Origin of the sequence: Nonomuraea africana (genome assembly GCF_014873535.1) — a bacterium.
Classification (GTDB): Bacteria; Actinomycetota; Actinomycetes; order Streptosporangiales; family Streptosporangiaceae; genus Nonomuraea; species Nonomuraea africana.
Genome location: NZ_JADBEF010000001.1, coordinates 6,843,981 through 6,859,291 on the forward strand (window position 1 = coordinate 6,843,981; position 15,311 = coordinate 6,859,291).

Consider the following 15,311-nt stretch of genomic DNA (forward strand, 5'->3'; position numbering starts at 1 on the left):
AAGTTATGCGCCTCACCATACCCGGCGATGCTCATGACACGAGCAGGCGTCTCGCTAGCTGAGACGATACGTATCACCCAGCGCGGCCTGAACGTACTTGCGCGCCTGGTGGATACGGGACTTGGCGGTGCCGAGCGGGATGCCGAGCTGCTCGGCGACCTCGTTGTAGTCGAGCTGGACGATGTCGCGCAGCACCAGCGCCTGGGCCAGGTCGGGCTTGTCGGCCTCGAGCGCCTCCATGGCGTCGAGCAGGTCGAGCCGCGAGCCCGCGATGACGCTGACGCGCCGTACGTCGGGCTTCTGCACCGGCAGCTCCTCGGAGGTCTGCTCGGCGGCCCTGCGCTTCAGCGACCGGTAGGTGGTGCGCGCGCAGTTGGCGGTGACGATGTGGAGCCAGGTGCTGAACCTGGCCCTGCCCTCGAAGCGGCCGATGTTGCGGGCCACCGCGAGCAGGGTGTCCTGGCACGCCTCCTCGGCGTCCTGGTGGTAGGGGAGGATGCGCGCGCAGTGGCGCAGCACGTCGGGCTCGATGCGCTTCAGGAGCTCGCCCAGCGCGCGATGGTCGCCGCCCGCTGCGGAGCGGGCCAGTTCCTCGGTTAGCTCATCAAGGGCCATAGCGAGATCCTATGGTCGGGCGTCATGGTTGTTCACATGAACAGCGTCCTGGTGGCCTCCAACAGGGGTCCGGTCTCCTTCACTGTCTCCGACGGCGGCGAGCTGACCATGAAACGCGGCGCGGGAGGCCTGGTGTCAGGGCTCTCCGGGGTGGCCAGAGAGGAGGGCGTGCTCTGGGTCTGCGCGGCGCTGTCCGACGGCGACCGCAGTGCCGTACGGCTGGCGCCCGGCGGCCGCCTCGACCAGGCCGGCTACGACACCGGCAAGCTGCGCATGCTCGACATCCCGCCCGCCACCTTCCACCGCGCCTACAACGCGGTGGCCAACTCCACGCTCTGGTTCGTCAACCACCTGCTGTACGACATCCCGAACGCGCCCCACTTCGACTCCAGGTTCGAGAGGGAGTGGGAGTCCTACCGCGACTACAACGGCGCGTTCGCGCTGGCGCTGGCGGAGGAGGCGAGCCACGGCGCGAGGGTGATGGTGCAGGACTACCACCTGACGCTCACCCCCGCCATGCTCCGCGCCGAGCGCCCCGACCTGCGCATCGCGCACTTCAGCCACACCCCGTGGGCGCCTCCCGAGTACTTCTCGTTACTGCCCGACGAGGTCGCGAGGGAGGTGCTCGAGGGCATCCTGGGCGCCGACCACGCCGGATTCCTGACCGAGCGATGGGCCCGGGCGTTCATGGACTGCTGCGAGAGCCTGCTCGACGCCAAGGTCTCGAGCCGCACGGTCTCCCACGAGGGCCGCACCACCCGCATCGGGGTCCACGGGCTCGGCGTCGACGGCGAGACGCTGTGGAAACGGGCCTGCGAGCCCGACGTCGAGTCGCACATGGCCGCGCTCAGGGAGCAGGTGGGCGACCGCAGGCTGATCGTCCGCATCGACCGCACCGAGCTGTCGAAGAACATCGTCCGCGGCCTGATGGCCTACAGGGAGTTCCTCGCCGCGCATCCCGAGTGGCACGGGCGCGTGGTCCACCTCGCCTTCGCCTACCCCTCGCGGCACGACCTGCCCGAGTACCGCGAGTACACCGCGGCCGTGCAGCGCTGCGCCAAGGAGATCGAGGACGAGTACGCCACGGAGGACTGGGATCCGCTGATCCTCAACGTCAACGACGACTACCCGCGCTCGCTGGCCGCCTACCGCCTGGCCGACGTGCTGCTGGTCAACCCCATCCGCGACGGCATGAACCTGGTCGCCAAGGAGGGCCCGATCCTGTCACCGCGCTGCGCGCTGGTGCTCTCGCGCGAGGCGGGCGCGGCGGCCGAGCTCGGCGCCGACGCGCTCGTCGTCAACCCCTACGACGTGTGCGAGACCGCGCGCGCCCTGCACGCCGGCCTGGAGATGCCGGAGGACGAGCGGCTACGGCGCGGCGCGCGGCTCAAGGCCGCCGCCACCGCGCTCCCTCCGCGGCGGTGGCTGGGCGAGCAACTTGCCAGCATCTAGGGCGTTATCGCGAGACACCGTCACCTGGTTCATCTACCTCCAGATGAGCGTGTTCGCGACCTTCATCTACGGCCTCAGCGCCGCGCTCCCCCTGCTCCGCATCGACCTGCGCGTCTCGGCCGCCGTCGGCGCCCTGCACGGCACCGCCATGGCCGCCGCCACCATCGCCGCCGGCCTCTCCCTCCCCCTGCTCACCCGCGCGTACGGCAGGCGCGCCGTCCTGTGGATCGGCCTGGCCGGGCTGAACGCGGGCGTCATGCTCGTCATGCTGGCCTCGTCGCTTCCCTTCACGCTCACGGGCTTCGCGCTGGCCGGCGGCTTCGGCTCGGTCATGCTCTACACCGCGATGGCCGCCCTCAGCGACCACCACGGGCCCGCGGGACCCGCCGCGATCAGCGAGGCGAACGCGATCGCCGTCGTCATCGGCGTGGCCGCCACCTTCCTGCTCAGCCTGGCCGCCCAGTCGGCGCTCGGCTGGCGGGCGGCCCTGCTGTTCACCCCGGCCCTGACCGTCGTGCTGGTCGTCACGATGGGCAGGACCAGGCTGGGCGAGGGGCCCGCGGCGTCGGTCAGGGTCACCGGCAGGCCGGACTGGCGCTTCCACGTGGCGTGCGTGGTGCTGTTCTGCTGCGTGGCGATCGAGTTCTGCTTCAACCTGTTCGGCGCCGAGGTGCTGGCCGGCCGTACCGGACTCGACGCCGCGACCGCCGCCACCGGGCTGACCGCCTTCATCGGCGGGCTCGCGATCGGCAGGTTCGCGGGCGCGCGGCTGGCGCTGCTCGTCTCGCCGGCGCGGCTCCTGGTGGGCGCGCTGTCGATGACGGCGGCCGGCTGGCTGCTGTTCTGGCTGAGCACGCAACCGCTCGTCGCCTACACCGGGCTGGTCGTCTGCGGGCTCGGCGCGTCGATGCACTTCCCTCTCGCGCTGGCCGGGGTGATCGCCGCGTCGGGCGACCGCCCCGGCCTCGCCGCCGCGGCCGCTCCCGTCTGGGCGGGTCTCGCGATGGGCGCGGGACCGTTCGTGCTCGGCGCCCTGGCCGACGGCTTCGGCACGCACACCGCCTTCCTCATCGTCCCCACGCTGGTCGCGCTGGCCGTCGGCGGCGTGCTCAGCGCCAGGACGCGCGCTTGAGCATCGCCCCGAGGCCCGGTGTGGCCCACTCGTCGACGACGAGGATCTTCGACGTCGGCAGGTACCAGATCCGCTGCGGGTAGGTGACCTTGGTCGGCTTGCCCCGCTCGGTGTGACAGGTGACCTTCCACTGCCGGTAGTAGGCCTTGTGTCCGCTGCCGACCTGCCGCAGCCCGGAGACGCTCGGCTTCGAGGGCATCGGCGAGGAGAAGTAGCGCTTGTCGTGCGTGCACTGCATCACCCCGCTGCTCGGGTGGTACGGCTCGTCGACCCTGAACGGGTTGTTCTCCGAGGCGTACTTGATGCCCTCGGGACCGAGCAGCCAGAAGCCCCTGCACTCCATAGCGCGACGGTCGCAGCCTCCGGTGAGCACGTGGACGGCTCCCCAGTTGGTCTTCTTGACCTTCCACGAGGAGGGGACCTGGATCGTCGCCCCGCGGATCGACACCGGCTCGGCGCCGGAGGAGGGGGCGCCCGTCAGCACGAGCGAGGCCGTCACGGCCAGCGTCATCAACATGACCGGGAGGTTAGCCCGCCCCGGTTGCAGACGAATCGCGGATGGCCGCGGCCAGCTCACCCAGCAGCGCCACGACCCCGTCAGGCCCGTCGACGACGAGGTCGGCGCGCTCGGCGAGCTCGGTCACCTCGGCCGAGCCGCTGCACACGGCCACCCCCGGCAGCCCGGAGGCGCGCACCGCGGCGAAGGCCGCCAGATCGCCCAGATCGTCGCCCACGAACATCACGGATCGGGCCGCCCGCTCGGCCAGGAACAGGTCGAGCGCGTGGCCCTTGTCCATGCCGGGCGGCCTCAGCTCGAGGACCAGCCGGCCCGGCTCCACGACCAGGGAGTGCGCGGCCGCCAGCTTCGCCAGCGGCTCGCGCAGCCGTTCAAGGGCGCCCTGGGGGTCGGGGGCGCGCCTGGTGTGGACGGCCACCGCCCGCTGTTTGTCCTCGATCGTCACGCCGTCCATGCCGAGCCGCTGCAGCAGCAGCGGCAGCGCCGCCTCGGCGTGCAGGACGCCGGGGGGTGGCGGAGGCGCGCTCACCCTCCCGTTCTCCCACCGCTCGAACCCGTAGTGCCCGAGCACCACCAGGCCAGGGACCTTCTCCAGGCCTGGAGCGTACTTGACCGCGGTGGCCGCGGGCCTGCCCGTCACGATGACCACGGCCTTCACCAGGCTCCCCAGCTCGGCGAGCACACCGGGGGCAGCGGGATGGATCCTGGCGTCGTCGGGATCGGGCACGATCGGCGCCAGCGTGCCGTCGAAGTCGAGCCCGATCACCGCGCCGCCAGGATCGCGCACCATGGCGTGAATTGCTGGAATGTTCATCACGCGCCTGCCGTACCCAGGCTGTCAGGGGCGCATGCCCAGCTTGCGCGCCGCGCGCTCCCTCTGCCGGGTCGCCCGCAACCTGCGCAGGCGTTTGACCAGCATCGGGTCGTGCTCCATCGCCTCCGGACGATCGATGAGATCACCCAGCAACTGGTAGTAGCGGGTGGCGGAGAACCCGAAGGTCTCGCGGATGGCGTGCTCCTTGGCGCCCGCGTGACGCCACCACTGGCGCTCGAAGGCGAGGAGCTGAAGGTCGCGCTCGGACAGGGGCTTGCGCGGTGGTTCCTGGGCAGCACTGTCACCGCTGACCGGTGCAGTGTCCATGGTCTCCTCCTCGGTCGGCGCGGCCCGTGGCCCATCGTAATGTGCCACGTGCGGGTGTTCACGACGGTTGCGGAGACGTACAGTCGCCAAGTGTGAGCCCTGTCATCACACTTCTCACCGACTACGGACTCGAAGACGGATACGTGGCCGCCTGCCACGGAGTGATCGCCGGGATCGCGCCGCAGGCGCGCGTGATCGACGTGTGCCATCTGGTGCCCTCGGGGGACGTCCGCAGGGGCGCGGCGATTCTCGCGCAGACCATCCCTTACCTGCCCGCGGGCGTGCACATCGGGATCGTCGACCCCGGCGCGGGCGGCGCCCGCCGCGCGGTGGCGGTCGAGGCCGGCGACCGGATCTTCATCGGGCCCGACAACGGCCTGCTCTCCTGGGCGATCGGCGCCAGCGGCGGCGCCGTGGCCGCCTACGAGATCGCCAACGCCGAGCTGTGCCTCAGCCCCATCTCGCCGACCTTCCACGGCCGCGACGTCTTCTCCCCCGTGGCGGCGCACCTGTGCACGGGGCGCAAGCCGGCGGAGGTCGGGCCCGAGATCTCGCTCGACAGGCTGGTCTCCCTGCCCTCGCCCGCCTCGCACCTGCGCGAGGGGGCGGTGGAGGGCGAGGTGGTCTCGGTGGACCGCTTCGGCAACACCCAGCTGTCCATCCCCGCGGGCGACCTTGCGGCGCTCGGGGTCCGCGTGGGGGACACGCTGGGGGTGTGGCTCGGGCGCAGGCAGCTGGCCCTTCCCTTCCGCGAGTCGTTCGCCGCGGTGGCGCCCGGGGACCTGGTGGCGTTCACGGACTCGGCCGGGCTGATCGCGCTGGCGGTCAACTCTGGCGACGCCGCCCAACGACTCGGCCTGCCCCCAGGCGCCCACGTCCGCCTCTCCGCCCTCCCCTGACCCCCTTTTCGGACGGACGAACGATCGCACGGGGCTGAGGTTCTTCAGCGGGCGAAGGATTGCACGGGGCTGAGGTTCTTCAGCGAGTGGAGGACCCCATGGGGTTGGGGGTTTAGGGCGCGGGGGGTTTCGGGAGGCGGGTTCCCAGGAGCTGCCGAATCTTGGGACAAACGGGGTGGTGGTGGTTGAAGGGGTGAAAGTGTCGACTACTCCACGTATCGGGCTGTTTACCGAACCGTCGGATTGAATCATCGCCCGCGTGCCAGAATGCACGGCGAAGCGTCCCTCTCCCCCCTTTCTCCGAGGTCGACGTGATCCGACTGTCCATCGTCCTGATTCCGATCATGACCATGATCTGGCCACCGGCCGAGCCGCCCGTCGCCGAGCGGTGGCGGATGTGGCCCGCCGCCGAGGTCTTCCCCGCCCGGCTCCCCGGCACCACCCCCTCCGGCGCCCGCACCACCTACGTCCTGGTCGGCATCGCGCCCGAGTCGCCGTGCGCCGCCGCCTTCCAGGACGGCGTCCGCCTGCCCGGCTGCCGCACCGCCCTGCGCGCCACCTACACCGAGAGCACCCAGACCTTCGTCGCCACCGCGGGCATCGCCGTCCTCACCGGCCCTCCCCCCGCCGAGCGCAACCGTGACCCGCGGCCGGTCACGGTGCGGCCCTACCCCGTCCAGGGCGGTCCCGCCGAGCTGTTCGGGCAGCGCCAGTACATCGCCGGTGCGAGGGAGAGCGCGCGCGAGCGCTACGTGGTGCTCACCGCCGCCGGGTACACCGACGGCCGGCCGTACACCGAGGGACAGGCGGCCCCGCCGCGCCTGCGCGGCATGGCGGAGCAGCTCGCCAGGGCGCTGCACGGGCGGCTCACCGGATGAGGGCGGTGTTCACCGGGCTGCTGGCGGTCCTGCTGGTCATGAGCGCGCCCACGGCCGCCGACGACGTGGCCGCGACCGCCCGCGAACGGCAGTGGCAGCTCGCGCCGCTCGACATGGCGCAGGCGTGGCGCGTCAGCAAGGGCCGCGGCGTGACGGTGGCGGTCCTCGACACCGGCGTCGACGCCCGCCATCCCGACCTCGTCGGCGCCGTCGTCAAGGGCCCCGACCTGACGGGACAGACGGGCAAGGACCGCTGGGGGCACCACGGCACCGCGATGGCCAGCCTCATCGCCGGTCGCGGGCACGGCAGGAACAGAGCCGAGGGGATCATCGGCATCGCACCCGAGTCCACCGTGCTGTCGGTGCGGGTCACGCTGGAGAACGACGATCCGCGCCGCGAGCAGCAGCGCACGCGAACCCGCGGCCGCGACTCGCTGGCGAGGGGGATCCGCTACGCCGTCGACCACGGCGCGAAGGTGATCAGCATGTCGCTCGGCGGCGGGAGCGGCACGTGGGAGGGCTCGGCGGCCGAGGAGGAGGCGGTGCAGTACGCCCTGGCGGGCGGCGCCGTGCTGGTCGCCTCGGCGGGCAACGACGGCGACGGGCCCAACAAGAAGAACTTCCCCGCCGCCTACCCCGGCGTGATCGCCGTCGGTGCCGTGGACAGGAAGCTGAAGGTGGCCGGCTTCTCCAACCGCCAGGAGTACCTGTCGGTGGTCGCGCCCGGCAGCCAGATCGTCAGCGCCGACGGCTCCGACTCCTACGTGATCGGCGACGGCACCAGCTCGGCCGCCGCGATGGTGGCGGGCATCGCGGCGCTCATCAGGTCCGCCTACCCGGGCCTGACGCCCTTGCAGGTACGGCGGGCGATCGAGGCCAGCGCGGGACGGAAGGGGCACAGCAGGTCCTACGGCCACGGGGTGGTGAACGCGGCCCTCGCCCTCGACGCCGCCGAGCGGCTGGCCAGCAGGGCGCCGGCCAAGACGCAGGACGGCGCCCCCTACTTCGGCGGCGGCCCGGCGGCGGCCACCTCCGACTCCAGGCTGGCCGTGATCGTGGCCCTGCTCGCGCTCGCGACGGCGATGGCGGCCAGGGTCGTGGTGCTCAGCGTGCGCGGCAGACGCTAGGAACCTAGCAAGCGCTTGTGTGATACTGCCTTCTATGATCCCCGGCTGGTTCGACGGCACCCATCTGATCGGCACCCGCTGCACCACCTGCCAGGCCGTCTTCTTCCCCCCGCACCAGGGCTTCTGCCGCGACCCGCGCTGCGAGGGCGAGGAGCTCGTGCCGCAGCGGCTGTCCAGGCGCGGCACCGTGTGGTCCTACACCAACGCCTGCTATCCGCCGCCCGCGCCGTTCCTGGCCGCCGAGCCGTACGAGCCGGTGACGCTGGCGGCCGTGGAGCTGGCGCGCGAGCGCATCGTCGTCCTCGGCCAGGTCAAGGACCTGGCCGTCGAGGACCTGCGAGTCGGCATGGAGCTGGAGCTCACCGAGGGCACGCTCGCCGACGGGCCGAGGGTGTGGATGTGGGGGTTGCCGCGATGAGCGTGGTCGTGATCGGCGCGGGCATGCACCCGTGGGGCAAGCAGGGCAGGCCGTTCCACGAGTACGGCGTGGCCGCGGCCAGGGCCGCGCTCGCCGACGCCGGCGTCACCTGGCCGGACGTGCAGTTCGTGGTGGGTGCCGACACCATCAGGAACGGCTACCCCGGCTTCGTCGCCGGCGCGACCTACGCCCGCGCACTGGGCTGGTCGGGCGCGCGCGTCGCCTCCTGCTACGCGGCCTGCGCCTCCGGCGCCCAGGCCGTCGAGCTGGCCCGCACCAGGATCCTCGCGGGGCTCTGCGACGTGGCGCTGGTGATCGGCGCCGACTCGACCCCCAAGGGCTTCTTCACCCCCGTCGGAGGCGACCGGCCCGACGATCCCGACTGGCTGCGCTTCCGCCTCCTCGGCGCCACGAATCCGGCCTACTTCGCGCTCTACGCGCGCAGGCGCATGGCCCTGTACGGCTCGACGCCCGAGGACTTCGCCGCCGTCAAGGTCAAGAACGCGCTCGCCGGATCGCTCAACCCCCACGCCCGCTACCGCACGCGCGTCACCGCCGAGCAGGTGCTCGCCTCGCCGATGGTCGCCGATCCGCTGCGGCTCATGGACATCTGCGCGACGTCGGACGGCGGCGCCGCCGTGGTCCTCGCCTCCGCCGCCTACGCGCGCAGGCTGGGGGTCCGCTCTCCCATCAGGCTCGCCGCGATCTCCACGGTCACCCCGACCTTCCCCAAGGCCGTCCTGGACCTGCCCGACTTCGCCACCGACCCGCCCGTGCGGGACAGCGTGCCCTTCCGCACCGCCCTCGCGCGCGCCGCCTACGAGGAGGCGGGCCTCGGGCCCGAGGACCTGTCCTTCGCCGAGGTGTACGACCTGTCCACGGCCCTCGAGCTCGACTGGATGGAGGATCTCGGCCTGTGCGAGCGGGGCGAGGCCGACAAGCTGCTCAGATCCGGCGACAGCGCGCTCGGCGGCCGGATCCCCATCAATCCTTCGGGCGGTCTGGCCTCCTTCGGCGAGGCCATCCCCGCACAGGCCATCGCCCAGGTCTGCGAGCTGACGTGGCAGCTGCGCGGCGAGGCGGGCGCCCGCCAGGTCGAAGGCGCCCTGGTCGGCATCGCGGTCAACCAGGGCCTGTTCGGCCACGGCTCCGCGGTCGTCGCCACGCGTTGAAAGGGTGAGCCCTCGTCCGAGGGCCCACCCTTCCTCCATCAGTTGACGTGCACCACGTCGTGCGTCTCGGCGAAGTGGCACGCGCTCGCGTGCGCCGTACCCGGCCTGATCTGGAGCAGGGGCTCCTGCTCCGCGCAGATCTCCTGCGCCTTCCAGCACCTGGTGCGGAAGCGGCAGCCGGAGGGCGGGTTGGCCGGCGAGGGCGGGTCACCCTGCAGGATGATCCGCTCGCGCTGCTCGCGCCCCTCGGGGTCGGGCACCGGCACGGCCGACAGCAACGCCTGGGTGTAGGGATGGGCCGGCCGGTCGTAGATCTCGGCGTCCTTGCCGAGCTCGACGAACTTGCCCAGGTACATCACCGCGACCCGGTCGGAGATGTGGCGCACCACCGACAGGTCGTGGGCGATGAAGATGTAGGCCAGGTCGAACTCGCTCTGCAGCCGCTCCAGCAGGTTGATGACCTGCGCCTGGATCGACACGTCCAGCGCCGAGACGGGCTCGTCGCAGACGATGACCTCCGGCTGGAGCGCCAGCCCCCTGGCGATGCCGATGCGCTGGCGCTGGCCGCCGGAGAACTGGTGCGGGTAGCGGTTGATGTGGTCGGGGTTGAGACCGACCACCTCCAGCAGCTCCTGCACCTTCCTGCGCCGGTCGCCCTTCGGCGCGACCTCCGTGTGGATGTCGTACGGCTCGCCGACGATGTCGCCGACGGTCATCCTGGGGTTCAGCGAGGTGTAGGGATCCTGCATCACCATCTGGATGTTGCGGCGCATGCGCTTGAGCTCGGCGCCCCTGGCGTTGGCGATCTCTCGCCCGTTGACCTTGACCGAGCCCGAGGTCGGCCGCTCCAGCGCCATCAGCAGCTTGGCCAGCGTCGACTTGCCGCAGCCCGACTCCCCGACGATGCCCAGGGTCTCGCCCCTGTTCAGGTCGAACGAGACGCCGTCGACGGCCTTGATCGCGCCGATCTGCCTCTTGAGCACGACACCGTGCGTCAGCGGGAAGTGCTTGACCAGGTCGCGGACCTCGAGGATGCGGTCAGCCGCGGCTGCCATCGAGGACCTCCCTCCAGTAGTGGCAGGCGCTGCCGCGCACGCCGCTGATCTCGTAGAGCGGGGGGACGTCCGTCACGCAGTTGTCCTGCCGGTAGGGACACCGGGGATGGAACGCGCAGCCGGTCGGCATGTCGAGCAGGTTGGGCGGCAGGCCCTTGATCGCGTACAGCTCCTGGCCCTTGTGGTCGACCCTGGGGATCGAGTCCAGCAGGCCCTTGGAGTACGGGTGCGCGGGAGCCTTGTAGATGTCGTGCACGGGGGCGTTCTCGACGATCCGCCCCGCGTACATGACCGAGATCTTGTCGGCGACGTCGGCGACCACGCCGAGGTCGTGAGTGATCAGGATCAGGCCCATGTTGCTCTCGCGCTGGAGCTCCGCCAGGAGCTCCATGATCTGGGCCTGCACGGTCACGTCGAGCGCGGTGGTCGGCTCGTCGGCGATCAGCACCTCGGGGTCCAGCGCGATCGACATCGCGATCATGATGCGCTGGCGCATGCCGCCGGAGAACTGGTGCGGGTAGTCGTTCACGCGCTGCCGCGCGGCCGGGATGCGGACCTTGTCCATCAGCTCGACGGCCTTCTTCATGCCGTCGCGCTTGCTCATCCCGCGGTGCACCCTGAACATCTCGCTGATCTGCCAGCCCACGGTGAAGACCGGGTTGAGCGCGGAGAGCGCGTCCTGGAAGATCATCGCGATCCGCTCGCCACGGACCTGGGTCCTGCCCTCCTCCGACAGCTGGAGCAGGTCGGTGCCGTGGAAGCGGATCTCCCCCTTGGGGATCACCGCGGGCGGCATGTCGAGGATGCCCATGATCGCCTGAGCCGTCACGGACTTGCCCGAGCCCGACTCACCGAGGACGGCGAGCGTCTCACCGGCGCTCAGCGAGTAGCTGACGCCGTTGACCGCACTGACGACGCCCGCCCTGGTGTGGAACTCCACGTGCAGGTTGTCGACAGCGAGCAGCGGCTCGTTGCCCAGCCCTCCCTCGGCGGGCAGAACGTCCGTTGCTGACCTCTTCTTCATCGCGATTCCCCCCTCTCTATCGCAGCTTCGGGTCGAGTGCGTCTCGTACGGCATCGCCGATCATGACGAAGCTCAGGACCGTGATGCTCAGGAAGACCGCCGGGAAGATCAGCGGCTCCGGCGCCATGAGGAACCGGTTGCGCGCGTCGGCGATCATCAGACCCCACGAGATGTTGGGCGACTGGATGCCGACGCCGAGGAACGACAGCGCGGCCTCACCGGCGATGAACACGCCCAGGTTCATCGTGCAGACCACGATGACGGGGGCGATGGCGTTCGGCAGGATGTGCCGCACCGAGATCCGGAACGGGCTCGCCCCGAGAGCGCGCGCCGCCGTCACGTAGTCCTGGTTCTTGGCGGTGATGACGGCCGCGCGCATGATGCGCAGCACCATCGGCCAGGCCAGGATGGACAGCGCGATCACGACCGTCCACACGCCCGCCCGGTCCCTGCCGACGACCGACAGCAGGAGGAGCGCGCCGAGGATCGAGGGGATGGCGAAGAAGATCTCGGCCACCCTGGAGAGGAGCACGTCCACCCAGCGTCCGTAGAACCCGGCGATCAGCCCGAGCACGCCACCGACCAGACCGGTCGCCAGCGAGGTCAGCAGGCCGACGAGGATCGAGATCCGGGCGCCGTGGATGACCCGTGAGTAGGTGTCGCAGCCCTGGTTGTCGATGCCGAACCAGTGCGCCGAGCTGATGCCCTGCCTGGCGTCGACCAGATTGCAGGCCTGAGGGCTCTGCGGCGCGAACACACCAGGCATGATCGCCAGGAGGACCAGCAGGATGGCGATGGCCGTGCCGACCAGGAACACCTTATTCCTGCGCAGGTCGTACCAGGCGTCCGACCACAGGCTGTTCGGCTTCTTCTCCTTCTGCTTCCTGCGCGGGTGGGCCTTCGGCTCCTGCACCGCGGTGTTCAGCTCACTCATAACGGATCCTGGGGTCTAGGACGGCGTACAGCAGGTCGACGATGAGGTTCGCGAGCAGGTAGACCAGGACGAGAACCGTGACCACCCCGACGACGACGGCGTTCTCGCGCCTTGCCACCGACTGGAAGAGCTGCTGGCCGATCCCGTTCAGGTTGAAGATCGCTTCGGTGATCACCGCGCCGCCCATCAGCGTGCCGAGGTCGGCGCCCAGATAGGTGACCAGGGGGATCAGCGAGTTGCGCAACGCGTGCCTGCCGAGGACCCTGCTGCGCGGCATGCCCTTGGCGACAGCCGTACGGATGTAGTCGGCTCTCAGCGTCTCCATCAGGCTGGTCCTGGTGAGCCGCATCAGGTAGGCGATCGACGTGCCCGCCAGCACGAAGCCGGGCACGAGGAAGCTGCGCCACCCCGCCTCGGTTCCCGAGATCGGGAAGAAGTCGATGCCGAGTTCGGTCTTGAGCTTGACGCCGAGGACGAGCTGCAGGACGAAGCCGCTCACGAGGGTGGGCACCGAGACCAGGAGCAGGGTGAGCGCGAGGACGGCGTGGTCCTGCCAGCGCCCGCGACGCAGCGCGGCGTACAGGCCGAGGCCGAGACCGACGATCGCCTCGATGATCAGGGCGGTCACCGCGAGCTGGATGGTGACCTCGAACTTGCCCGCGAACAGGTCGGCGACCTGCACGCCCTGGAAGGTCTCGCCGAAGTCGCCGACGAAGACACCCGAGATGTAGTTCCAGTACTGCACGATCAGCGGATCGTTGAGTCCGTACTGCTCACGCAGCTGCGCCGCGAGCACGGGGTCGATTCTGCGTTCACCGCCCAGGATCGTCACGGGATCGCCGGGTAGAGCGTAGACGGTGCAGAAGATGAGGAAGGTGGAACCCAAGAGAACAGGAATCGCCTGGAGCAGGCGCCTGATCACATAGCGGCCCATGAAGTCTCCCGATCATTGCGAAGGGCAGCCCGGCAACCTCCGGGCTGCCCCTCTGTTGTTCAGGGCCCCTCGGGCCGGCGCCTGGTGGGAGCCGGCCCGAGAGCGCGGGTCATGGTCAGGAAACCCGCTCGACCTTGGCGAGGTCGATCCGCTCGAACGGGTCGATGGTCACGTTCTTCACCCTCTGCGAGTAACCACCGTTGGTCTGGTAGAAGTACACCGGGATGTACGGCATGTCCTTCACCAGCATGTCGCCGGCCTGCTGGTAGATCTTGACGCCTTCCTCGTCGCTCTTCGCCGAGTCGCCCTTCTCGAGCAGCGCGTCGAAGTCCTTGTTGGAGTAGCGACCGTGGTTGGAGCTGCCGCCGGTGCCGAAGATCGGACGGAGGTAGTTCTCGATGGACGGGTAGTCCATGATCCACGCCATGCGGAAGGCGCCGGCGACCTTGCCCTTGTCCAGCTCGTCCAGGATGGACGCGAAGGACTCGAAGGAGTCGACCTTCACCTCGACGCCCAGGTTCTGGCGCAGGTTGTTGGCGGTCGCCTCGATCCACTCCTTGTGTCCGCCGTCACCGTTGTAGGAGAGGCTGATGGGGCCCTTGCCGCCACCGTTCTTCTCCCACAGCTCCTTGGCCTTCGCGGGGTCGTAGACGCAGGCGGTGCAGGCGCCCTTGCGGTAGCCGGCGACGATCGGGCTGACGAAGTCGTCGGCCGGGACACGGGTGCCGGAGAAGACCTGCTCGGTGATGGTCTTCCTGTCGATCGCCATCGAGACGGCCTTGCGGAGCTCGACGTTCTTCGCCCACTCCTCGCCGTTCTTGGTGTTGAAGCCGAGGTAGCCCACACCGGAGGACGGCTGCTCGATGTAGCGGTCACCCAGCTCCTGCTTGGCCGTGGCGATGGCCTCGGGCGGCAGCTGGTCCATGATGTCCAGGTTGCCGGCGCGCAGCTCGTTCCACGAGGTGCCCTTGTCGCTGGAGATCTTGAACTCGACCGAGTCGATCTTCGCCTTGCCCTCCACGAACTCGTCGTAACGGACCATGGAGATGGTCGTGTCCGTCGCGAGCTTGAAGGGCTTGGCCATCTTGAAGGGACCGTTGCCGATCGGGTTCTCGCCGAACTCCTTCTTGATGCCGCCGTTGCCGTCGAAGGCGACCGACGGCATCGGCATGAAGGTGGTGTAGCCGAGCATCGTCTTGAAGCCGGAGTAGGGGCGCGCCAGCGTGACGGTGAAGGTCTTGTCGTCGACGACCTTGAGACCCGCGAGGGTCTTGGCCTTGGGCTCGGGGGCCTTCTGCGGGCCCTCCTCGCCGTCGGGGTCGACGGGGGCGACGTCCGCGTAGCCCTCGACGGCGTTGAAGAAGTGGCCGCCTTCCTGGGCGTTCGGGCCGTAGGCCGCGGCGTTCCACGCGTCCACGTAGCTCTTGGCCGTGACGGCCTCACCGTTGTGGAACTTGTAGCCGTCCTTCAGCTTGATCGTCCATACTTTGGACTCTGCGTCGGGTTCGATGGACTCAGCGCCACGAAGGATGACATTCTTATCCTTGTCGTAGTCGACGAGACCGACGAACAGCGCGTTGAGCACCTCGGCGCCGCTGGTGTCGTTGGTGTTGGTGGGGCTCAGCTCGTGCTGGGGCTTGGCGATGTCGACCCGGACCGGCTGGGTAGAGCTACCGCCCCCTTCGTTGGTGGCCGTCCCACCGCCGCCTCCACCACACGCGGCGACTGCGACGGCCAGCAGCGCGGTACCGGCGACGATCCGTGCGCCCTTAGTAACACGCATCAGTAGATTTTCCTCCCTCTACAGGTGGGCGTAAGCGCTGAGCTGCGAAGTCCTAGGCAGCCTGACGGAGGGTTCCTGGTCTGTCCCCCGGGTTTGGCTGACATGGTCAAACCAGCCCACGCCCTGCCAGTCGATCGCGACTATCCCTCACTACTTGCCACCAGCGAGTCTCTGGCACATTGCAGTTCGGTCACACGTGTGTATGCCCGGCGTCACACCCGTTCTCAGCC

The 15,311-nt window shown here is 69.9% G+C and carries 16 protein-coding genes; 7 read left to right on the forward strand and 9 right to left on the reverse strand.

Annotated features, from left to right (window positions below):
- Positions 1-54: 54 nt before the first annotated feature.
- A complete protein-coding gene (locus H4W81_RS32405) occupies positions 55-615 on the reverse strand; it encodes an RNA polymerase sigma factor (protein ID WP_183654570.1) in 561 nt (186 codons plus the stop codon).
- Positions 616-651: 36 nt separating this feature from the next.
- Between H4W81_RS32405 and H4W81_RS32410 the strand changes: the two genes are divergently transcribed.
- A complete protein-coding gene (locus tag H4W81_RS32410; RefSeq protein WP_192778288.1) occupies positions 652-2,067 on the forward strand; it encodes an alpha,alpha-trehalose-phosphate synthase (UDP-forming) in 1,416 nt (471 codons plus the stop codon).
- A 43-nt stretch (positions 2,068-2,110) separates the two neighbouring features.
- Positions 2,111-3,199, forward strand: a complete 1,089-nt coding sequence (locus H4W81_RS32415; RefSeq protein WP_192778289.1) for an MFS transporter — start codon at positions 2,111-2,113, stop codon at positions 3,197-3,199.
- Here H4W81_RS32415 and H4W81_RS32420 read toward each other — a convergent pair.
- From H4W81_RS32420 to H4W81_RS32430, 3 genes are read right to left on the reverse strand one after another with little or no spacing between them, the layout of a single operon-like run.
- Positions 3,177-3,716, reverse strand: coding sequence for a hypothetical protein (locus tag H4W81_RS32420; protein ID WP_192778290.1), 540 nt, complete (start codon positions 3,714-3,716; stop codon positions 3,177-3,179). The genes H4W81_RS32415 and H4W81_RS32420 overlap by 23 nt on opposite strands.
- 10 nt (positions 3,717-3,726) lie before the next feature.
- Positions 3,727-4,506: a trehalose-phosphatase gene (gene otsB / locus H4W81_RS32425; RefSeq protein WP_225958898.1), complete on the reverse strand. Its 780-nt coding sequence runs from the start codon at positions 4,504-4,506 to the stop codon at positions 3,727-3,729.
- A 48-nt stretch (positions 4,507-4,554) separates the two neighbouring features.
- Positions 4,555-4,857, reverse strand: a complete 303-nt coding sequence (locus tag H4W81_RS32430; RefSeq protein WP_192778292.1) for a DUF3263 domain-containing protein — start codon at positions 4,855-4,857, stop codon at positions 4,555-4,557.
- A 92-nt stretch (positions 4,858-4,949) separates the two neighbouring features.
- On the opposite strand from H4W81_RS32430, the gene H4W81_RS32435 reads away from it, so the two are divergent.
- From H4W81_RS32435 to H4W81_RS32455, 5 genes are all read left to right on the forward strand, one after another.
- Positions 4,950-5,756: an SAM hydrolase/SAM-dependent halogenase family protein gene (locus H4W81_RS32435; protein WP_192778293.1), complete on the forward strand. Its 807-nt coding sequence runs from the start codon at positions 4,950-4,952 to the stop codon at positions 5,754-5,756.
- A 344-nt stretch (positions 5,757-6,100) separates the two neighbouring features.
- A complete protein-coding gene (locus H4W81_RS32440; protein ID WP_192778294.1) occupies positions 6,101-6,634 on the forward strand; it encodes a hypothetical protein in 534 nt (177 codons plus the stop codon).
- Positions 6,631-7,761, forward strand: coding sequence for a S8 family serine peptidase (locus H4W81_RS32445; RefSeq protein ID WP_192778295.1), 1,131 nt, complete (start codon positions 6,631-6,633; stop codon positions 7,759-7,761). Before H4W81_RS32440 ends, H4W81_RS32445 begins: the two co-directional genes overlap by 4 nt.
- A 34-nt stretch (positions 7,762-7,795) precedes the next feature.
- Complete coding sequence (locus H4W81_RS32450; RefSeq protein WP_192778296.1) at positions 7,796-8,179, forward strand: Zn-ribbon domain-containing OB-fold protein; 384 nt, start codon at positions 7,796-7,798, stop codon at positions 8,177-8,179.
- Positions 8,176-9,351 carry a lipid-transfer protein gene (locus tag H4W81_RS32455; RefSeq protein WP_192778297.1) on the forward strand — a complete coding sequence of 392 codons (1,176 nt, stop codon included), beginning with the start codon at positions 8,176-8,178 and terminating at the stop codon, positions 9,349-9,351. Before H4W81_RS32450 ends, H4W81_RS32455 begins: the two co-directional genes overlap by 4 nt.
- A gap of 38 nt (positions 9,352-9,389) precedes the next feature.
- On the opposite strand, the gene H4W81_RS32460 is transcribed toward H4W81_RS32455, so the two are convergent.
- The 5 genes from H4W81_RS32460 to H4W81_RS32480 all read right to left on the reverse strand — a co-directional run bounded on the left by H4W81_RS32460 (position 9,390) and on the right by H4W81_RS32480 (position 15,081).
- Positions 9,390-10,406 carry an ABC transporter ATP-binding protein gene (locus tag H4W81_RS32460; protein ID WP_192778298.1) on the reverse strand — a complete coding sequence of 339 codons (1,017 nt, stop codon included), beginning with the start codon at positions 10,404-10,406 and terminating at the stop codon, positions 9,390-9,392.
- Positions 10,390-11,430 carry an ABC transporter ATP-binding protein gene (locus H4W81_RS32465; protein ID WP_192778299.1) on the reverse strand — a complete coding sequence of 347 codons (1,041 nt, stop codon included), beginning with the start codon at positions 11,428-11,430 and terminating at the stop codon, positions 10,390-10,392. Before H4W81_RS32465 ends, H4W81_RS32460 begins: the two co-directional genes overlap by 17 nt.
- A gap of 16 nt (positions 11,431-11,446) precedes the next feature.
- A complete protein-coding gene (locus tag H4W81_RS32470) occupies positions 11,447-12,364 on the reverse strand; it encodes an ABC transporter permease (RefSeq protein WP_192778300.1) in 918 nt (305 codons plus the stop codon).
- Entirely contained in the window at positions 12,357-13,298 is a 942-nt protein-coding gene (locus H4W81_RS32475; RefSeq protein ID WP_192778301.1) for an ABC transporter permease, read from the reverse strand. The genes H4W81_RS32470 and H4W81_RS32475 overlap by 8 nt, the downstream gene beginning before the upstream one ends.
- A gap of 115 nt (positions 13,299-13,413) precedes the next feature.
- Complete coding sequence (locus H4W81_RS32480; protein WP_192778302.1) at positions 13,414-15,081, reverse strand: peptide ABC transporter substrate-binding protein; 1,668 nt, start codon at positions 15,079-15,081, stop codon at positions 13,414-13,416.
- Between the last annotated feature and the right edge of the window lie 230 nt (positions 15,082-15,311).